General features: G+C 62.0%; 16 protein-coding genes and 1 riboswitch. Of the genes, 12 read left to right on the top strand and 4 right to left on the bottom strand.

Annotated features, from left to right (window positions below):
• The first annotated feature begins 1 nt into the window (after position 1).
• Positions 2–1069 (top strand): ABC transporter ATP-binding protein, encoded by a 1068-nt coding sequence (locus AC0969_RS16160; RefSeq protein ID WP_479625176.1) that lies wholly within the window; start codon positions 2–4, stop codon positions 1067–1069.
• 36 nt (positions 1070–1105) lie between these two features.
• Here the strand turns inward: AC0969_RS16160 and AC0969_RS16155 are convergent, their stop codons facing one another.
• From AC0969_RS16155 to AC0969_RS16140, 4 genes are all read right to left on the bottom strand, one after another.
• The gene (locus AC0969_RS16155; protein ID WP_479625175.1) at positions 1106–2914 is read right to left on the bottom strand and encodes a methyl-accepting chemotaxis protein; all 1809 of its coding nucleotides are present in this window, start codon (positions 2912–2914) and stop codon (positions 1106–1108) included.
• Between the two features lie 98 nt (positions 2915–3012).
• Positions 3013–5400 carry a DNA topoisomerase IV subunit A gene (gene parC / locus AC0969_RS16150; RefSeq protein WP_479625174.1) on the bottom strand — a complete coding sequence of 796 codons (2388 nt, stop codon included), beginning with the start codon at positions 5398–5400 and terminating at the stop codon, positions 3013–3015.
• Between the two features lie 68 nt (positions 5401–5468).
• A complete protein-coding gene (locus tag AC0969_RS16145) occupies positions 5469–6263 on the bottom strand; it encodes a lytic transglycosylase domain-containing protein (RefSeq protein ID WP_479625173.1) in 795 nt (264 codons plus the stop codon).
• 7 nt (positions 6264–6270) lie between these two features.
• Positions 6271–8256, bottom strand: a complete 1986-nt coding sequence (locus AC0969_RS16140) for a DNA topoisomerase IV subunit B (RefSeq protein ID WP_479625172.1) — start codon at positions 8254–8256, stop codon at positions 6271–6273.
• Positions 8257–8332: 76 nt separating this feature from the next.
• Here AC0969_RS16140 and AC0969_RS16135 point away from each other — a divergent pair, with 76 nt between their 5' ends.
• The 11 genes from AC0969_RS16135 to AC0969_RS16085 all read left to right on the top strand — a co-directional run.
• Positions 8333–9556: an MFS transporter gene (locus AC0969_RS16135; RefSeq protein WP_479625171.1), complete on the top strand. Its 1224-nt coding sequence runs from the start codon at positions 8333–8335 to the stop codon at positions 9554–9556.
• A 258-nt stretch (positions 9557–9814) separates the two neighbouring features.
• On the top strand, positions 9815–10696 hold the full coding sequence (gene dapA / locus AC0969_RS16130) for a 4-hydroxy-tetrahydrodipicolinate synthase (RefSeq protein WP_479625170.1): 882 nt from the start codon (positions 9815–9817) through the stop codon (positions 10694–10696).
• 26 nt (positions 10697–10722) lie between these two features.
• The gene (gene bamC, locus AC0969_RS16125; RefSeq protein WP_479625228.1) at positions 10723–11805 is read left to right on the top strand and encodes an outer membrane protein assembly factor BamC; all 1083 of its coding nucleotides are present in this window, start codon (positions 10723–10725) and stop codon (positions 11803–11805) included.
• Entirely contained in the window at positions 11802–12593 is a 792-nt protein-coding gene (locus AC0969_RS16120; protein WP_479625227.1) for an MBL fold metallo-hydrolase, read from the top strand. Before bamC ends, AC0969_RS16120 begins: the two co-directional genes overlap by 4 nt.
• Before the next feature lie 24 nt (positions 12594–12617).
• A riboswitch (yybP-ykoY riboswitch) is annotated at positions 12618–12805 on the top strand.
• Positions 12806–13381 carry a TMEM165/GDT1 family protein gene (locus tag AC0969_RS16115; RefSeq protein WP_479625169.1) on the top strand — a complete coding sequence of 192 codons (576 nt, stop codon included), beginning with the start codon at positions 12806–12808 and terminating at the stop codon, positions 13379–13381.
• Positions 13382–13406: 25 nt separating this feature from the next.
• A complete protein-coding gene (locus AC0969_RS16110) occupies positions 13407–14354 on the top strand; it encodes a cation diffusion facilitator family transporter (protein WP_479625168.1) in 948 nt (315 codons plus the stop codon).
• Positions 14355–14437: 83 nt separating this feature from the next.
• A complete protein-coding gene (locus tag AC0969_RS16105) occupies positions 14438–14797 on the top strand; it encodes an FKBP-type peptidyl-prolyl cis-trans isomerase (RefSeq protein ID WP_479625167.1) in 360 nt (119 codons plus the stop codon).
• Positions 14798–14965: 168 nt separating this feature from the next.
• Positions 14966–15469: a nucleotide exchange factor GrpE gene (grpE, locus tag AC0969_RS16100; protein ID WP_479625226.1), complete on the top strand. Its 504-nt coding sequence runs from the start codon at positions 14966–14968 to the stop codon at positions 15467–15469.
• A gap of 115 nt (positions 15470–15584) precedes the next feature.
• Positions 15585–17519, top strand: coding sequence for a molecular chaperone DnaK (gene dnaK, locus AC0969_RS16095; protein ID WP_479625166.1), 1935 nt, complete (start codon positions 15585–15587; stop codon positions 17517–17519).
• A 131-nt stretch (positions 17520–17650) separates the two neighbouring features.
• Positions 17651–18793, top strand: coding sequence for a molecular chaperone DnaJ (gene dnaJ, locus AC0969_RS16090; protein WP_479625165.1), 1143 nt, complete (start codon positions 17651–17653; stop codon positions 18791–18793).
• Between the two features lie 315 nt (positions 18794–19108).
• A partial coding sequence (locus AC0969_RS16085) for an alcohol dehydrogenase catalytic domain-containing protein (protein ID WP_479625164.1) occupies positions 19109–19555 on the top strand: 447 nt, incomplete at its 3' end.

Below are 19555 nucleotides of genomic sequence, written 5' to 3'. Positions count from 1 at the left end.
GATGTTTCTCAAACTACAAAGCCTCAGCGTCAGCTACCCCGGCCGCCCCCAGCCCGCTGTGGACAACGTCACATTGGGTCTGCCGGCGGGCGATATTGGGGTCTTGATTGGCCCGTCGGGCTGCGGCAAAACCACGCTACTGCGGGCCGTGGCAGGGCTGGAGCCGGTTAGCGCGGGCCACATTGCGCTGGACGGGCAGACCATCAGTGCGCCCTGCCAGGCCGTGCCCCCCGAGCAGCGGCGCATGGGCATGGTGTTCCAGGACTACGCGCTATTTCCACACCTGGACGTGGGGCGCAACGTAGCCTTTGGCATTGCCCACTGGCCCACGCCGAAGCGGCGCGCGCGGGTGGCCGAAGTGCTGGCGCTGGTGGGGTTGGAAGGCCTGCGCCGCCACATGCCGCATGCGCTGTCGGGCGGCCAGCAGCAGCGCGTGGCTCTGGCGCGGGCGCTGGCCCCCCGGCCCCAGTTGCTGCTGCTGGACGAGCCGTTTTCCAACCTGGACGTAGACCTGCGCGAGCGCCTGGCGCACGAGGTGCGCGGCATCCTCAAGGCGGCGGGGGCCACGGCCTTGCTGGTCACCCACGACCAGCTAGAGGCCTTTGCCATCGGCGACCACATCGGTGTGGTGCAAGACGGGCGGCTACACCAGTGGGCCGATGCCTACACCCTGTACCACCGGCCCGCCACGCGCTTTGTGGCCGACTTCATTGGCCACGGGGTGTTCGCCCAAGGGCAGGTCAGCCTGCACACCGATGCCACAGGCAGCCACAAGCAGGTCAACACCCCGCTGGGGCCGCTGCACGACATCCGCCCCGCCCTGCTGGCGGATTTACCGCTGGGCCCGGTGGAGGTGCTGCTACGGGCCGATGACATCGTGCACGACGACGCGGCCAGCGTACAAGCGCAGGTGGTGCGCAAAGCATTCAGGGGCAGCACGTTTTTGTACACCCTGCAATTGGCCAGCGGCGAAACCGTGCTGGCCCACGTGCCCAGCCACCACGACCATGCACTGGGCGAATGGATCGGCATCCGCGCCGAGGTGGACCACGTGGTGGTATTCAGGTAGACACCCGGCGGTGTTTGGCCGGAACACCAACGGGCTTTAGAAGCTTTCCCAATCGCCCTCGCCACCAGCGGCAGCGGGCTTGGCCTTGGGTGCCGCCAGCGTTCGGGGCGCAGGCGTTGCGGCACTGGCAGCAGGACGGGCAGGTGCAGGCACGGCACGGGGTTTGGCGACCGAGGTCGAGAGTTTGGTTGCAGCTGGCCGGGGTGCCAGCTTGGGCGCAGGGGTCTGCCGCGCAGGTGCCGCAGCCGCCTTGTAAGAAGGGGCCGGTGCAAAGCTTGCAGACATGCCGCCATGCAGCGACTGGTTTACCTTGAACACCGCCACCGCAGTAGCCAGTTGCCCCGCCTGTTCGCGCATGCTGGTCGCAGCGGCAGCACTCTCCTCGACTAAAGCCGAGTTCTGCTGCGTCATCTGGTCCAGAATGACCACAGCACGGTTGATTTCGTTGATACCGGTGCTTTGCTCGGTGGCCGCAGCAGTGATCTCGCCCACGATATCGGTCACGCGTTTTACCGACTGCACGATATCGCTCATGGTGCTGCCCGCCTCGGCCACCAGCCGCGCGCCGGATTCGACCTTTTCCACCGAGGTCCCGATCAGGCCCTTAATTTCCTTGGCTGCCTGGGCGCTGCGCTGCGCCAGGCTGCGCACTTCGCTGGCCACCACCGCAAAGCCCCGGCCCTGCTCACCGGCACGGGCGGCTTCCACGGCGGCATTCAGCGCCAAAATATTGGTTTGAAAGGCAATACCGTCGATCACGCCAATGATGTCGGAAATCTTCTTGCTGCTGGCGTTGATCTCCTCCATCGTTACCACCACCTGCTTGACCACTTCGCCCCCCTTTTGCGCCACGCTGGACGCGTTGGCCGCCAGCGTGCTGGCCTGGTTGGCGTTGTCTGTGCTCTGGCGCACGGTCTGGGTCAGGTGCTCCATCGACGCAGCGGTTTGCTGCAAATTGCTGGCGGTTTGCTCGGTGCGGGCGGCCAGGTCGTTGTTGCCACTGGCAATCTCGGAGCTGGCGGTGGCAATGCTGTCGGTGCTCTGGCGCACCTGGTGGACCATGCGGCCCAGCGACAGGCTCATGGTGTTGAGCGAGCGCAACAGGTCACCAAATTCATCTTTGCGGTCGGAGTCCAGCCCCATGCTGAGGTCGCCTTCGGCAATACGGGCAGCGGCTTCATTGGCCACCCCCAAGGGTTGCTGGATGCTGCGGATCAGCAAAAAAGCCCCGGCCAGCAAGCCCAGCACCAACAAAGCCAGAGCAGTGCAGACGATGTTGAACAACACCGCGCTCGCCGATTTGGCATCGGCCTCAGACTGGTGCAAAGCCTGCTCTTGCATTTCAACAAACTTGCGCTGCTCCCCCAAGTAGGCAGTTACAGCGGTCTTGACCTCGCCTTGCAGCATCGCTATAGCTTCTTCGGCTTTGCCGTCTTTTTTGAGCTGCTGCGCCTGCTTACGGGTGTCGAGCACCTTGGTACGGGCGCTGGCGATGGTATCGAGCTGTGCTTTGTCCGCCGGGCTCAAGTCCATTTCGGAAATGGTCTTTTGGATCTCGGTGATTTGCGCACTGGTCGCCGTACTCGGCTCTTTAAAAGCCGCCGCTACGCCCGGATCGGAGCTGAGCAACGAAGCCTCGGCCCGCACCGCGTTCAGGCTGGTCAGGCCCGCCCACCGAGTGGACTGGATCACACGCTGGTCCATCGCCATCTGGGCGGACTGGGTTTGAGACTGTAGTGTCAAGGAGCGGTAACCCGTAACACCCGCCAAAACCAGCAGCGCAACCACAATGATTCCAACGGCCAACCATAATTTTGCGGCTACGCGCAGATTACTAAAGTTCATGATTTCCCCTGTAATTTGTGATGCACGTCACAAATAAATTGTGACACATCAACAACAAAAATCACTCTGGAAATACACGTATACACCAAAAAAAAATACTACTCAATCCGAAAAATAACACCTGGTTTAAAGCCCAGATCGGCCAGCTTACCCTTACGCCCGCGCACCGCCCGCGCGTTGTTCAAACTGCGGATTTCCAGCGTTTCTGAGCGGGGCTTGGCACCGCGCCCCATGCCGTCGATGCGGATGCTGCGGGTATAGGCCACGGCCCCTGCCAACGTGTCTTTGTCTTCCAGCGCAATCAGCATCAGGCCGCGTCCACCCTTGGGCTGGAGCTTCAACTCGCTGATCTCGAAGGTCAGAATCCGCCCGCCCGCTGAGGCGCAGGCCACGTGGGTGGCCGGCACCACCGGCTGGCTGCCACTGGAGCCGCTGGCGTGCGACGGTGGGTTCACCGTCTCGCCCTCGCCCACAGTGATGAAGGCCCGTCCGCTCTTGTTGCGGGCTTGCATGTCGTCCACCGTGGCCAAAAAGCCATAGCCGCCCGAGCTGGACAACAGCAGCGTGGCGCTGCCCGGCCCGGCAAAGTAATGCGCCACCTGGGTGCCACTTTCCAGTTCGATCAGCGTGGTCACCGGCTGGCCGTCGCCACGCGCACCGGGCAAGGCGGCCACCGGCACGGTGTAGATCCGGCCCGTTTTGTCTTTGGCGGTGCCAAACACCAGCAGGGTATCGACGCTGCGGCATTCAAATGTGCCGTACAGCGCGTCGCCAGATTTGAAGCTGTATTCGGCCCCGCCCTCTTTGGCCCAGCCTTTTTGAGCCCGAACCCAGCCTTTTTGCGACACCACCACGGTCACAGGCTCATCCACCACCTTGACTTCGACCACGGCACGCTTCTCGGCCTGGATCAGGGTGCGGCGCGGGTCGGCAAAAATCTTTGCGTCGGCCTCGATCTCTTTCACCATCAAACGGCGCAGCACGCTGGGGTTGGCCAGCAGCTCTTCCAGCCGGGCCTGCTCTTCGCGCAGGGTTTTCAGCTCCTGCTCGATCTTGATGGCTTCCAGCCGGGCCAGTTGGCGCAGGCGGATTTCCAGGATGTCTTCGGCCTGCCGGTCGCTCAAGTTGAAGCGCGCAATCAGCGCCGCCTTGGGCTCATCGGCCTGGCGGATGATGGCGATCACCTCGTCGATGTTGAGCAGCACAATCTGCCGCCCCTCCAGGATGTGGATACGCTCCAGCACCTTGTCCAGCCGGTGCTGGCTGCGGCGTTGCAAAGTGGTTTGGCGGAAAGCAATCCACTCTTGCAGCATCTGGCGCAGCGACTTCTGCATCGGCCGACCGTCCAGCCCGATCATGGTCAGGTTGATGGGCGAAGATGTTTCCAGGCTGGTGTGCGCCAGCAGCGCGGTGATCAGCTCCTGCTGCTCAATGCGGCTGGTTTTGGGCTCGAACACCAGGCGCACGGCAGCGTCTTTGTTCGATTCATCGCGCACCACGTCCAGCACCGACAGCACCGAGGCTTTCAGCTGGGTTTGGTCCAGGCTCAGGGCTTTTTTACCGGCCTTGATGCGCGGGTTGGTGAGTTCTTCAATTTCTTCCAGCACGCGCTGGGTGCTGACACCCGGGGGCAACTCGTTCACCACCAGTTGCCACTGGCCACGTGCCAGTTCTTCGATCTTCCAGCGCGCCCGCACCTTGAGCGAGCCGCGCCCCGTGCGGTAGGCATCGGCGATGTCGGTGCTGCTGCTGATGATCTGTGCGCCGCCGGGATAATCGGGGCCGGGCACGATGGCAAACAGCTCTTCTTCCGTGAGCTGCGGGGTTTTGATCAGCGCCACGCAGGCATCGGCAATCTCGCGCAGGTTGTGGCTGGGGATTTCGGTGGCCAGGCCCACAGCGATGCCGCTGGCCCCGTTGAGCAAATTGAACGGCAAGCGGGCGGGCAACTGCTGCGGCTCTTGGGTGGAGCCATCGTAGTTGGGCACAAAGTCCACCGTGCCTTCGTCGATTTCGTCCAGCAACAGGCTGGTAATGCGCGCCAGCCGGGCTTCGGTGTAGCGCATCGCCGCTGCACCGTCGCCGTCGCGGCTGCCAAAGTTACCCTGGCCGTCGATCAGCGGGTAGCGCTGGCTGAAGTCTTGCGCCATGCGCACCAGTGCGTCGTAGGCGGCCTGGTCACCGTGCGGGTGGAATCGGCCCAGCACGTCGCCGACCACGCGGGCACATTTGACCGGCTTGGCTCCGGTGGCCCCATTGGCCCCGCCAAAGCCCAGGCCCATGCGCGACATGGAATACAAAATGCGCCGCTGCACCGGCTTCTGGCCGTCGGTCACGTCGGGAATGGCCCGGCCCTTGACCACGCTCAGGGCGTATTCCAGGTAGGCACGCTGGGCGTAGCTGGCCAAGCTCAGGCCGTCATCGTCGATAGCCTGTTCAGGCACGGGCGGATCTTCGGGCAGGTCCAGTTCGGGTTGGTCGGTCATGGGAGTGAAAAAAGAAAGAAAAGACAGCGGCTAGTGGCACACAAGATGCGCCGCAGAGACGACAGGTATCAGGGTAGTACGGCCACCGGCGGCATATTGCCCCGGCCCACCGCACCACCCGACAGCTCCATGCGGATGCGCGAAGGCTGGCGGCGCGGCTCGGCCACGGCTGCGGGTGGCTTGAGGCCGTTGTAGAGCTGGAGCACGGTTTTCACGTAGGCCTGGGTTTCCTTGTAATTAGGGATGCGGTTGCCCGCCCGTTGCACCGCGCCCTCGCCAGCGTTGTACGAGGCCACGGCCAGGTCCAGTTGGCCGGGAAACATGCGGATCAGGTCGCTAAGGTAGCGTGCGCCGATGCGGATATTGGTCTTGGGGTCAAACAGCTTTTGCTCGATGCTGAGTTTGGCATCGCCCACCAGCCCATAGCGCTCGGCCGTGGCCGGCATGACCTGCATCAGGCCGACAGCGCCCTTGGGCGACACCGCCGTGCTGTTAAAGCCCGACTCGGCCACGATCAGCGCTTGCAGCAGCTCGTAGTCCACGCTGAGCTTGGTGGAGGCATCGCGCAGATGGTGTTTCACCAGCTTGTAACTGGGCGAAACATCAAAAAAAGCCAGCAGCTTGGGCGGCGCGGTAGGCACAGCCACGGATCGGTCGGTGCTGGCTGCCTTCAGCCCTTGGGTGGTGTCAAAGCTCTCAAAGCCTTGGTAGAACAGCTCATAGCGCTCGTCCGTGCGCTCGGTGGCAAAGTGCGCCACGCCCTGCGGGTCGATGTAGCCCCACACATCGGCCAGGGCGACACGCTGCGTTATGAATAGCGCAATACCTATACAGAATATGCGCCAGAGGCCTTTTTTGTTCATAAATTAATTACACGTCTAGCTCGACAGTGTCGCCATGCAATTCCATCAGCTCCCGGCGGGAAGCAGCTTCGCCTTTGCCCATAAGCTTGGTGATCAGGTTTTCGGTCTGGGCGAAGTTAACACTGCCCAGTTGCACCGGCAAGAGGCGGCGGGTGTCGGGATTCAGGGTGGTGTCCCACAGCTGCTCGGCATTCATCTCGCCCAGGCCCTTGAAGCGGCTGATGCTCCAGGCGCCTTCGCGCACGCCTTCCTTGCGCAGTTTGTCCAGAATGGCACTGCGTTCACCTTCGTCTAGCGCATAGGCTTTGCTGGCCGGTTTTTTGCCCCGCGCAGGCGCGTCCACCCGGTACAGCGGCGGGCGGGCCACAAACACGTGGCCGGTTTCGATCAGCTTGGGGAAGTGGCGGAAGAACAGGGTCAGTAGCAGCACCTGGATGTGTGAGCCGTCCACGTCCGCGTCGCTGAGGATGCAAATCTTGCCGTAGCGCAGGCCGCTCAGGTCGGGCGTGTCGTTGGGGCCGTGCGGGTCTACACCAATGGCCACCGAGATGTCGTGGATTTCGGTGTTGGCAAACAGCCGGTCGCGCTCCACCTCCCAGGTGTTCAGCACCTTGCCGCGCAGGGGCAGGATGGCCTGGCTGGCTTTGTCGCGGCCCATTTTGGCGCTGCCGCCGGCAGAGTCGCCCTCGACCAGAAACACTTCGTTCTGCGCCAAATCTTTGCTTTCGCAATCGGTCAGCTTGCCGGGCAGCACGGCCACGCCGGAACCCTTGCGCTTTTCGACCTTTTGCCCGGCTTTTTGGCGCGACTGGGCGGCCTTAATCGCCAGTTCGGCCAGTTTTTTGCCGTAGTCCACGTGCTGGTTCAGCCACAGCTCCAGGGTGGGCCGCACAAAGCTGGACACCAGGCGCACCGCATCGCGGGAATTCAGCCGCTCTTTGATCTGGCCCTGGAACTGCGGGTCCAACACCTTGGCGCTGAGCACAAAGCTGGCGCGGGCAAACACGTCTTCGGGCAGTAGCTTTACGCCCTTGGGCAACAGCGAATGCAGCTCAATAAAGCTTTTGACCGCCGTGAACAGGCCGTCGCGCAGACCGGATTCGTGCGTGCCGCCCACGGTGGTGGGGATCAGGTTGACATAGCTCTCGCGCAGGGCCGCGCCGTCTTCGGTAAAGGCCACGCACCACTGCGCGCCCTCGCCTTCGGCAAAGGTGTCGTGGCCGCTGTCGGCAAAGCCTTCGCCTTCAAACAAAGGGATCACCGGCTCACCGTGCAGGTTTTGCGAGAGGTAGTCGCGCAGGCCGCCTTTGTAGAGCCAGGTTTGCACGTCCTTGGTTTTCTCGACCGCCAACGTCACCGTCACGCCGGGCATCAACACGGCTTTGCTGCGCAGCAAATGGGTTAGCTCGGCCATCGGCAGGGCCGAGGATTCAAAGTATTTGGGATCAGGCCAGACGCGCACGCTGGTGCCGGATTTGCGGTCACCGCCTTCGGCCTTGCGCACCTGCAAGGGCTCAACCACTTCGCCATCGGCAAACACCAGCCGGGCCACCGAGCCTTCGCGGTACGAAGTGGCCTCTAGCCGCAGCGCCAACGCATTGGTTACGCTGACCCCCACGCCGTGCAGGCCGCCCGAGAAGCTGTAGGCCCCGCCTTTGCCCTTGTCGAACTTGCCGCCCGCGTGCAGGCGGGTGAACACCAGCTCGATCACCGGGGCGTTTTCTTCCGGGTGCATGCCAAACGGAATGCCGCGCCCATCGTCTTCAATGCCGACCGAGCCATCGGCAAACAGCGTCACGCGGATTTTCTTGCCGTGGCCCGCCAGCGCTTCGTCGGCCGCGTTGTCCAGCACTTCCTGGATCACATGCAGGGGATTGTCGGTGCGGGTGTACATGCCCGGGCGCTGCTTGACGGGCTCCAGCCCCTTGAGGACGCGGATCGAGCTTTCAGAATAGGCGGGCGTAGCGAGAATTGCGGGGTTTTGGGTGGCCATATTTTCGGGATTGTAGAGCACTGGATGCAACCACAGCACTCCAAAGCCAGCGTGCCAAACTATGTACAGTAAAGCCATGCAAAGTTCCAAAACTCCTCTTTCACTGACCCAGTTGCTCATCTGTGGCGGTGCCATCGTTACCTTGTCTATGGGTATCCGCCACGGCTTTGGCCTGTGGTTGCAGCCCATCACCCAGGCGCAGGGCTGGACCCGCGAAACCTTTGCTTTTGCCATCGCCATCCAGAACCTGACTTGGGGCATCAGCGGCGTGTTTGCGGGCATGCTGGCCGACAAACTGGGCGCTTTCAAGGTGATGCTGGCCGGTGCGCTACTGTACGCGCTGGGCCTGGTCGGCATGGCGCACGCGCCCACGCCGCTGCTGTTTACCCTGAGCGCGGGCGTACAACTGGGCATGGCGCAAGCGGGCACCACCTACGCCGTGGTGTACGGGGTAATTGGGCGCAATGTGGCGGCCGAAAAGCGCTCGTGGGCGATGGGTATTGCCGCAGCGGCGGGCTCGTTTGGGCAGTTTTTGATGGTGCCGACCGAAGGGCTGCTGATCAGCGGGCTGGGCTGGCAGCAGGCGCTGGTGGTGCTGGGCGCAGCGGCCTTGCTGATCATGCCGCTGGCCTGGGGCCTGCGCGAACCCGGCTTTGGCGGTGCCCAGGCCGTCAAACGGGACCAGACGATTGGCGAGGCGCTCAAAGAAGCCTTCAAGTACCCCAGCTTCCAGCTGCTCATGGCGGGCTACTTTGTGTGCGGCTTCCAGGTGGTGTTTATCGGCGTGCACATGCCCAGTTATTTGCGCGACAAGGGCTTGTCGCCCCAGGTGGCCAGCTATGCACTGGCACTGATCGGCCTGTTTAATGTGTTTGGCACCTATGCGGCAGGCACGCTGGGGCAGCGGATGCAGAAGAAAACCATTTTGTCGTTCATCTACTTTGCGCGGGCGGTGGTCATCAGCATCTTTTTGCTGGCCCCGCTGTCACCCACCAGCGTGTATATTTTTGCCGCCGTGATGGGCCTGCTGTGGCTGTCTACCGTACCGCCCACCAACGCCGCGCTGGCGCAGATTTTTGGCATCCAGCACATGTCGATGCTGAGTGGATTTGTGTTTTTAAGCCACCAAGTGGGCTCGTTCATGGGGGTGTGGCTGGGCGGTTTCTTGTACGACCGCAACGGCAACTACAACCTGGTCTGGTACATCGCCATCGGCTTAGGCGTATTTGCCGGGCTGGTGAATCTGCCGGTCAAAGAGGCACCGATCCGCCGGGCAGCACCCCTGCCCCAGGGGGTCTGAAGGCATGGCCAAACCCCTTGTCTGGTGGTGTGTCGCCTTGGCGGCGCTGGCGGGGGTGTTTGCGCTGTACACCCGGCCCGAGTTCCTAGTCTCCTTGGCCGACCAGCTCTGGGCCTGTTTCTAAACAAAATAAGCCTCTAGCGCATATTGCACCTGCGCAACAAGCTATATTTTCAATAGCAAATAGCGTGTAGATGCCAAAAATTTCCTTGACGCGCCCTCGTTAGAATGGCGATTTTCCCGTTTGAGACTGCGGACATGACACCCATTACTGGCAGCATCGTGGCACTGGTGACACCGATGCTTGAAGACGGCAGCGTGGACTACCCCACCCTGCGCACCTTGATCGATTGGCATATTGCGGAGGGAACAGACTGCATCGGCGTGGTCGGCACCACCGGCGAATCGCCCACCGTCAGCATCGAAGAGCACTGCGAGATCATCCGCGTGGCGGTCGAGCAGGCCAAGGGCCGGGTGCCTATCATGGCGGGGTGCGGCGCCAACTCCACCTCCGAGGCCATCGAGCTCACCCGCTTCGCCAAAAAGGTAGGTGCCGACTGCCATTTGCAGGTCGTGCCCTACTACAACAAGCCCACCCAAGAAGGCCAATACCAGCACTTCAAGGCCATCGCCGAAGCGGTGGACTTGCCGATGGTGCTGTACAACGTGCCCGGCCGCACCGTGGCCGATATGCAGCTGGAGACCGTGCTGCGTCTGGCCCAGGTGCCTGGCATCGTCGGCATCAAGGAAGCCACTGGCAACATCGAGCGCGCCCAGTGGCTGATCCGCGACGTGCCCCAGGGCTTTGCCGTGTACTCGGGCGACGACCCCACCGCCGTGGCGCTCATGCTCTGCGGTGGCCAAGGCAACATCAGCGTCACCGCCAATATCGCGCCGCGCCTGATGCACGAACTGTGTATGGCCGCCATCGCGGGCAACGTGCAGCGCGCCATGCAGATCCAGCGCCAGCTCATGCCGGTACACAAGTACCTGTTTGTCGAAGCCAACCCGATCCCGGTGAAATGGGCAATGACTGAGCTCGGCCTGTGCGGCCCCACGCTGCGCCTGCCCATGACGCAGTTATCCGCCTCTTTCCACACCACGGTCAAAGATGCGCTGCGCAGCAGTGGTCTGATCTAACTCTTTAGGAACGCTACGTGAACCATATTGCAAAAGCTGGATTGAAAGTTGGAGTGCTGGGACTGACCTTGGCGCTGGGTGCCTGCTCGGTACTGCAAACCGAAAAAATCGACTACAAAAGCGCGGGCACCGTAGGCCCTGCGCTCGACGTGCCGCCCGACCTGTCGCAGCTCACCCGCGACTCCAAGTACGTCGTGCCCGGCGCGGCCATCACCGCCAGCAACTACAAAGTCGGCCAGGTTGCATCCGCTGCGCCCACCGCCGCCACCTCGCTGGGCGACATCCGCGTCGAACGTGCTGGCTCGCAGCGTTGGCTGGTGGTCAACCGCCCTGCGGACAGGCTGTGGGGCCCGGTGCGCGACTTCTGGCTACAAAACGGCTTCTTGCTGACCGAAGACAACGCCGGCCTGGGCATCATGGAAACCGACTGGGCCGAAAACCGCGCCAAGCTGCCGCAGGACATCATCCGCAGCACCATCGGCAAGGTATTCGAGTCGCTGTACTCCACCGGCGAACGCGACAAATACCGCACCCGCCTGGAACGCACCGCCACCGGCGGCACCGAAATCTACATCAGCCACCGGGGCATGATCGAGGTCTACACCAGCCAGGCCAAAGACCAGACCACCTGGCAGCCCCGCCCGATCGACCCCGAGCTGGAAGTCGAGTTTCTGCGCCGCCTGATGCTCCAGCTGGGTGCCAGCAACGAGCAAATCAAAACCGCTCTGCAACCCGAACTCGCCAAGGCCAACGCCCGCATTGCCACGATCAACAACCAGCCCGTGGTGCAAATGGACGACGGTTTTGACCGCGCCTGGCGCCGCGTGGGCCTGACACTAGACCGCACCGGCTTCACCGTAGAAGACCGCGACCGCAGCAAAGGTACCTACTTTGTGCGCTATGTGGCCCCGAACGCCACCAAAATCCAGCCCGGATTCTTCACCAAGCTGTTCAGCAAAGACAGCGTGTCGGCACCGCTGCAATACCGCATTGCCGTGGTCACAGAAGGCTCGACCACCACCGTCTCGGTGCTGAACGCCGCCGGCGTGCCAGAAGCCTCCGAGAACGCCAAGAAGATCGTCCAGATCATTGCGGACGACCTGAAATAAGCACCCTTCGGTTCAAGAGCCTGGGCAGCGGCAGTGCCGGTAACGGCACGGTCGTTGAAGCCCGCAGCGGGGCCCACACCACCCGCCTGCTGGTCGATTGCGGCTTTGGCCACAAGCAACTCGACCAGCGGCTGGCGCAGGCAGGGCTGGTGCCCGCGCAGATCGATGCCATCTTCATCACCCACGAGCACGGCGACCATGTAGGCTGCGCGCCGCAGTGGGCCGTGCGCCACCGTATTCCGGTGTGGATGAGCCACGGCACACACGCCGCCATCGCCTCCCCCGATTTGCCAGATTTAGACGGCCTGCTACGCATCGCCCGCGACACCGAAACCATAGACCTGGGCAAATTGCAACTCACGCCCTTCACCGTGCCGCACGATGCCCGCGAGCCGCTGCAACTGCGCTGTAGCCAGGGCGACGCACACCTGGGCATCCTGACCGACCTGGGCCACGCCACGCCGCACGTGCTGGCGCAGTTGATGGGCTGCCAGGCCCTGCTGCTGGAGTGCAACCACGACCCGGACCTGCTGGCCGCTTCGCGCTACCCGGCGTTTTTGAAGCAGCGCGTGGGCGGCCTGTACGGCCACCTGGCCAACCACGCCGCAGCCGAAATTGCCCAAGCTTTGGCACCGGGTGGTCTGCGCCGCATCATGGCGGCCCACTTGAGTGAACAGAACAACCGACCCGCCTTGGCGCTGGCCGCGCTGGCCGGGTCGCAAGGTTGTGCCGATGTCACACTGGGCGTGGCCCATGCGGCGTTGGGCTGCGACTGGGTAGAAGTATGAGTGTTTACCCTTGTTCATCGGGTAACATCGGCGGGTTCATTGGGGAGTAGCCTCCCACCGTTGCAATAACGGTGGGGCTTGCGTCAACATACTTAGCCATTCAGGCTATGGTGCAAGCGGTTTTTTCTTGGCAAGACCTTTGACCATATACCCTCGGATTGGCCAGGAGGGGATGTGGTCATTCGTCTCAGCACTGGCCTAGAAAGAAACCCATGGAAGCATTTCTCCTTTCCACAGGCATCGTCGCCCTCGCCGAAATTGGCGATAAAACCCAGCTGCTGGCCTTCATTTTGGCGGCCAAATTCAAAAAACCCTGGCCCATCATTGCCGCTATTTTGGTGGCCACCATTGCCAACCACGCCTTTGCCGGGGCCGTGGGGAGCTGGCTCACGTCCCAGGTGGGGCCGCAGACCTTGCGCTGGGTGCTGGGCGTATCGTTCATAGCCATGGCCGCCTGGACCCTGGTGCCCGACAAATTTGACGAAGAAGATGCCAAGCTGGCCCGTTACGGCGTATTCGGCACCACGCTGATCGCCTTCTTTCTGGCCGAAATGGGCGACAAAACCCAGTTTGCCACCATCGCCCTGGCGGCCAAGTACGACCACTTTGTGGCCGTGGTGGCGGGCACCACCCTGGGCATGATGCTGGCCAATGTGCCCGCCGTGCTGCTGGGCAACAGAATAGCCGAACGCCTGCCCACCCAAGTCGTGCACCGCATTGCCGCAGCTATCTTTCTGGCGATGGGAATATTGACCTTAATGGGCGTTGGCGCTGGCGTAGGCTTGTAACATAGCTACACAATCAGGAGCAAACATGCGGCATCCATTTCCCCCAGAAGACGCACACGACAGCGCTGCCCATAGGGCGATCAAAGCCGCTGCGGCATCCCAAAGCACCTGGGTCAGCGTGGCCGTCAACATCGCCCTGAGCAGCGTCCAGATCGTGGTGGGCGTGCTGGCCAAGTCCCAGGCCCTGATAGCAGACGGGGTGCATTCGCTGTCCGACCTGGTGGCCGACTTTGCCGTTTTGCTGGCGAACCAGCACAGCCGCAAAGATGCCGATACCGAACACCCTTACGGCCACCAGCGCTTTGAAACCGGGGCCTCGCTGGTGCTGGGCTTGCTGCTGCTGGCGGTGGGCGTGGGCATGGTCTGGTCGGCGGTCATCAAACTGGAACAGCCCACGCTGATCCCGAGCGTGCACCTGTCGGCCCTGTGGGTGGCACTGGCCGCGCTGGTGGCCAAGGAATGCCTGTTTCGTTATATGTTGCGGGTGGCAACGACGGTCAAATCGGGCATGCTGGTGGCCAACGCATGGCATGCCCGCTCCGACGCGGCATCGTCCCTGGTGGTGGCCTGCGGGATTGTCGGCAACCTGCTGGGCTACCCGCTGCTGGACCCGATTGCGGCGCTGATCGTCGGCTTGATGGTGGGCAAGATGGGCATATCGTTTGGCTGGGATGCACTGAATGATTTGATGGACCGGGGTGCCGGTACCGAAGAGGTGGCAGCCATCCACCGCACCATCGCCGACACCCCCGGGGTGCTGGGGGTGCACGGGCTCAAAACCCGCCGCATGGGCGACATGCTGGTGGCCGACGCGCACATCGTGGTGGCCGCCGACATCACCGTGGAAGCGGGCCACGGCATTGCAGTGGAAGCCCGCCGCCGGGTGCTGCAACAGCATGCGGTGCTGGAGCTGATGACCCACATCGACCCGGCGGACCGGCCCGACCTGGACCACCCCGGCGCGCTGGCATAATTCAGCCTCATTTAGGCCTCTGGCGCACATTCTTATTGCACCAGTAGCTATATTTTTAATAGTGGACACTCCAAGGAACACACATGGCTTTCACCACCACCGCCTCCGGCTTGCAATTTGAAGACACCATCCAGGGCTCGGGCGACGTGGCCACCAAAGGCAAAAGCGTCACCGTGCACTACACCGGCTGGCTGTACAACGACGGCGTGCAAGGCACCAAGTTCGACTCCAGCAAGGACCGCAAAGACCCCTTCGTGTTCTCGCTGGGCGCAGGCATGGTCATCAAAGGCTGGGACGAAGGCGTGGCCGGCATGCAAATTGGTGGCGCTCGCACGCTGATCATTCCCGCCGCCCTGGGCTATGGCGCACGCGGTGCAGGCGGCGCGATTCCGCCCAACGCCACCCTGAAATTTGACGTGGAACTGCTGGCCATCAAGGGCTGAAACTTCTTGGGGCGGGGCGCTGTGTCCCGCCGTGCCAGGCAGTTTTTTGCCAACCACCCCCTTGCAAAAAGGTGGGTGGGCCCCAGTTTGCAGAACTGGTTCACTCCACCCATCCCCCAGAATATGTCTGAACACACCCCCAACCCCGACCACCAGCCCCTGGACGGCATGTCCCCGGCTGAAGACCACGCCACCAGCGACGTGGAAGCGCTGGCCATCGCGCAGGCCGAACTGGCCGCACTGAAAGCCAAAAGCGCTGACTTGGCCGACCAATTTCTGCGCGCCAAGGCCGATGCCGAAAACGCCCGCCGCCGCGCCGAAGACGACATCGCCAAGGCCCGCAAGTTCAGCCTGGAAAGCTTTGCCGAAAGCCTGCTGCCCGTAGCCGACAGCCTGGAAGCCGGTTTGGCGATCAAAGACGGCACCGTTGCGCAGATCCGCGAAGGTGCCGAGGCCACCCTGCGCCAGCTCAAAAGCGCGCTGGAACGCAACAAAATTATCGAGATCGCCCCCGCTGCCGGCACCAAGTTTGACCCGCACCAGCACCAGGCCATCAGCGTTGTGCCCGCCGAGCAAGAAGCCAACACCGTGGTCAGCGTGCTGCAAAAAGGCTATTTGATATCGGAGCGCGTGCTGCGCCCGGCCCTGGTCACGGTCACCGCCCCCAAATAAACCTCTGGAAATTTAATCGCCCTACTCTTGAAGTGGCGACCCGTTATCCACACGTTAGACACATCCGGGCTTTGCTTAAAGCCCACACCACTTACACAAATCTAAGGAAAAAATCATGGGAAGAATCATTGGTATTGACTTGGGCACCACCAACAGCTGCGTATCCATCATGGAAGGCAATGTGCCCCGCGTGATTGAAAACGCCGAAGGCGCGCGCACCACCCCCTCCATCGTGGCCTACCAGGAAGACGGGGAAGTGCTGGTCGGTGCATCCGCCAAGCGCCAGGCCGTGACCAACCCGCGCAACACGCTGTACGCCGTAAAGCGTCTGATTGGCCGCAAGTTCGCTGAAAAAGAAGTCCAAAAAGACATCGACCTGATGCCTTACTCCATCGTGGCCGCCGACAACGGTGATGCCTGGGTGGAAGTGCGCGGCAACAAGATCTCGGCCCAGCAGGTCAGCGCCGACATTCTGCGCAAGATGAAGAAAACCGCTGAAGACTACCTGGGCGAAGCCGTCACCGAAGCCGTGATCACCGTGCCCGCGTACTTCAACGACGCACAGCGCCAAGCCACCAAAGACGCAGGCCGCATTGCCGGTTTGGACGTGAAGCGCATCATCAACGAGCCCACCGCAGCCGCCCTGGCCTTTGGCCTGGACAAGCACGAAAAGGGCGACCGCAAGATTGCCGTGTACGACTTGGGCGGCGGCACGTTCGACGTGTCCATTATTGAAATCGCCGATGTCGATGGCGAAAAGCAATTCGAAGTGCTGTCCACCAACGGAGACACCTTCCTGGGCGGCGAAGACTTCGACCAGCGCATCATCGACTTCATCATTACCGAGTTCAAGAAAGAATCCGGCGTTGATCTGTCCAAAGACGTGCTGGCCCTGCAACGCCTGAAAGAAGCCGCTGAAAAGGCCAAGATCGAGCTGTCCAACAGCGCATCGACCGACATCAACCTGCCCTACGTGACCGCCGATGCATCCGGCCCCAAGCACCTGAACATCAAGCTCAGCCGTGCCAAGCTGGAAGCCCTGGTCGAAGAGCTGATCGAGCGCACCATCGCCCCTTGCCGCACCGCCATCAAGGATGCGGGCGTAAAAGTCAGCGACATCCATGACGTGATTTTGGTCGGCGGCATGACCCGCATGCCCAAGGTGCAAGAAAAGGTGAAGGAATTCTTCGGCCAGGAACCCCGCAAGGACGTGAACCCCGACGAAGCCGTGGCGGTTGGCGCAGCCATCCAGGGCCAGGTGTTGAGCGGCGACCGCAAGGACGTGCTGCTGCTGGACGTGACCCCTCTGTCGCTGGGCATCGAAACCCTGGGCGGCGTGATGACCAAGATGATCGTCAAGAACACCACCATCCCGACCAAGTTTGCACAAACCTTCTCCACCGCGGACGACAACCAGCCCGCCGTGACCATCAAGGTGTTCCAGGGCGAGCGCGAAATCGCCAACGTCAACAAGCTGCTGGGTGAGTTCAACTTGGAGGGCATCCCACCGGCAGCGCGTGGTACGCCGCAAATCGAAGTGTCGTTCGACATTGACTCCAACGGCATCTTGCACGTCGGCGCCAAAGACAAGGGCACCGGCAAGGAAAACAAGGTCACCATCAAGGCCAACTCGGGCCTGTCGGAAGCCGAAATCCAGCAAATGGTGAAAGACGCCGAGCTCAACGCTGCCGACGACAAGAAGAAGCTGGAACTGGTGCAAGCCCGTAACCAGGGCGAAGCCAGCGTGCACAGCGTCAAGAAGAGCCTGACCGAGTACGGCGACAAGATCGAAGCGGCCGAAAAAGAAAGCATCGAAGCTGCCATCAAGTCGCTGGAAGAAGTGTTGAAGGGCGAAGACAAAGTCGCTATTGACGAGAAGAACACCGCCTTGATGACCGTCAGCCAGAAGCTGGGCGAAAAGATGTACGCCGACATGCAAGCCAAGCAAGCCGCCGACGAAGCTGGTGCGGCCGCCCCGGAAGCCGAAGCCGCCAAAGCTTCCGACGACAACGTCGTTGATGCCGAAGTGAAAGAAGTCAAAAAGGGCTAACTGAGAAGCCGCTGGCTGAATCAGACCCGCGCCGCGCCTGGATAGTCCCGTTTGGGACTTCCGGCGCGGCTTTTTGCGTACCGAGCTATCCGGCTCCCCCCCGATCTCCGTAGTGAGAAAGTGATTGCAGCATGAGCAAACGAGATTATTACGAAGCCCTCGGCGTTCCCAAAAACGCCTCCGAGGAAGAAATTAAAAAAGCCTATCGCAAACTGGCGATGAAGCACCACCCGGACCGCAACCAGGGCGATTCGGCCAAGGGTGCCGAAGAAAAGTTCAAAGAAATCAAGGAAGCCTACGAAATGCTGAGCGACGCGCAAAAACGCGCCGCCTACGACCAGCATGGCTTTGCCGGGGTTGACCCCAATATGCGCGGTGGCCCCGGAGCCGAAGGCTTTGCGGGCGGCGGCTTTGCCGAAGCCTTTGGCGATATTTTTGGCGACATGTTCGGCCAAAGCCGGGGCGGACGCGCCGGTGGTGGCCGCCAGGTGTTTCGGGGGGCCGACCTCAGCTACGCGATGGAAGTCACACTCGAAGAAGCCGCACGCGGCAAGGAAGCACAGATCCGCATCCCCACCTGGGAAGCCTGCGACACCTGCCACGGCAGCGGTGCCAAACCCGGCACCCAGGCCAAAACCTGCGGCACCTGCGCAGGCCAGGGCACGGTGCAAATGCGCCAAGGCTTCTTCAGCGTGCAGCAAACCTGCCCCACCTGCCGTGGCACGGGCAAGGTCATTCCCGACCCCTGCACCGTGTGCAGCGGCCAGGGCAAGGTCAAGAAGCAAAAAACCCTGGAAGTCAAAATCCCGGCCGGTATCGACGACGGCATGCGCATCCGCAGCGTGGGCAATGGCGAACCGGGCTCCAACGGCGGCCCCTCGGGCGACCTGTACATCGAGATCCGCACCAAAAAGCACGACATCTTCGAGCGCGACGGCGGCGACCTGCACTGCTCGGTGCCGGTGAGCTTCATCACCGCCGCCCTGGGTGGCGAGATCGAAGTGCCCACCCTGGCGGGCAAAGCCGCCATCGACATCCCCGAAGGTACGCAAGCGGGCAAACAGTTCCGCCTGCGTGGCAAGGGTATCAAGGGTGTACGCGACAGCGCCCCCGGCGATTTGTACTGCCACATCACGGTGGAAACGCCCGTCAAGCTCACCGAGCACCAGCGCAAGTTGATGCGCGAGCTCGACGATTCGTTCAAAAAGGGCGGCGGCAAGCATTCGCCCACGGGCGACAGCTGGACGGACAAGCTGAAAAAATTCTTCGCCTGACCTAGCACACCCCCAGGCTTGCCCACTGCGTGTGGCTGCTCCTACCCCCTTGCAGGGGGCAACAGCAGCAGTCTGGCAGAGCCAGTCCTGCGCTGTTCTGGAAGGGGCGTCGCTGCGCTTGCCTTTGCTAGTTTGAGAGTCCCTTGGTGTTTGCACCTTGGGGCTTTTTTTATGGGCGGCTGCTACTTTGTTGATAGCTACTTGCGCAGGTTATATATGCGCTGGAGGCACTTTTTGTTTAAAAATATGTGGGTGGGGTGAATGGGTATTCGTGGGCCGCTTATAGTGCTGGTTTTGCCCGCTGCAAGGATGCCCATGAAAACCAAAGCCGCCGTCGCCTGGAAAGCAGGCCAGCCTCTGACCATCGAAACCGTGGACCTGCAAGGCCCCAAATTCGGTGAAGTGCTGGTCGAAATCAAGGCCACCGGCATCTGCCACACCGACTACTACACGCTATCCGGTGCCGACCCCGAAGGCATCTTCCCCGCCATCCTCGGCCACGAAGGCGCGGGCATCGTGGTGGATGTCGGCCCGGGCGTGACCACCTTGCAAAAGGGCGACCACGTCATCCCCCTCTACACCCCCGAATGCCGCCAGTGCAAGTTCTGCCTGAGCCGCAAAACCAATTTGTGCCAGCTGATCCGCGGCACGCAAGGCAAGGGCCTGATGCCCGATGCCACCAGCCGCTTCAGCCTGGATGGCCAGCCCATCTTCCACTACATGGGCACATCAACCTTCAGCAACTACACCGTCGCTCCCGAG

It is taken from the genome of Rhodoferax sp. LB1P47 (assembly GCF_056521445.1).
This window is presented reverse-complemented; position numbering and strand designations above follow the sequence as displayed.

Excerpts from the sequence above, each read along its gene's own strand:
- AC0969_RS16110 (WP_479625168.1), top strand. The coding sequence starts at position 13,407 with ATGCGGCATCCATTTCCCCCAGAAGACGCACACGACAGCGCTGCCCAT.
- AC0969_RS16105 (WP_479625167.1), top strand. The coding sequence starts at position 14,438 with ATGGCTTTCACCACCACCGCCTCCGGCTTGCAATTTGAAGACACCATC.
- grpE (WP_479625226.1), top strand. The coding sequence starts at position 14,966 with ATGTCCCCGGCTGAAGACCACGCCACCAGCGACGTGGAAGCGCTGGCC.
- AC0969_RS16135 (WP_479625171.1), top strand. The coding sequence starts at position 8,333 with ATGCAAAGTTCCAAAACTCCTCTTTCACTGACCCAGTTGCTCATCTGT.
- AC0969_RS16145 (WP_479625173.1), bottom strand. The coding sequence starts at position 6,263 with ATGAACAAAAAAGGCCTCTGGCGCATATTCTGTATAGGTATTGCGCTA.
- dnaK (WP_479625166.1), top strand. The coding sequence starts at position 15,585 with ATGGGAAGAATCATTGGTATTGACTTGGGCACCACCAACAGCTGCGTA.
- AC0969_RS16115 (WP_479625169.1), top strand. The coding sequence starts at position 12,806 with ATGGAAGCATTTCTCCTTTCCACAGGCATCGTCGCCCTCGCCGAAATT.
- dnaJ (WP_479625165.1), top strand. The coding sequence starts at position 17,651 with ATGAGCAAACGAGATTATTACGAAGCCCTCGGCGTTCCCAAAAACGCC.
- dapA (WP_479625170.1), top strand. The coding sequence starts at position 9,815 with ATGACACCCATTACTGGCAGCATCGTGGCACTGGTGACACCGATGCTT.
- AC0969_RS16160 (WP_479625176.1), top strand. The coding sequence starts at position 2 with ATGTTTCTCAAACTACAAAGCCTCAGCGTCAGCTACCCCGGCCGCCCC.
- AC0969_RS16140 (WP_479625172.1), bottom strand. The coding sequence starts at position 8,256 with ATGGCCACCCAAAACCCCGCAATTCTCGCTACGCCCGCCTATTCTGAA.
- parC (WP_479625174.1), bottom strand. The coding sequence starts at position 5,400 with ATGACCGACCAACCCGAACTGGACCTGCCCGAAGATCCGCCCGTGCCT.
- AC0969_RS16155 (WP_479625175.1), bottom strand. The coding sequence starts at position 2,914 with ATGAACTTTAGTAATCTGCGCGTAGCCGCAAAATTATGGTTGGCCGTT.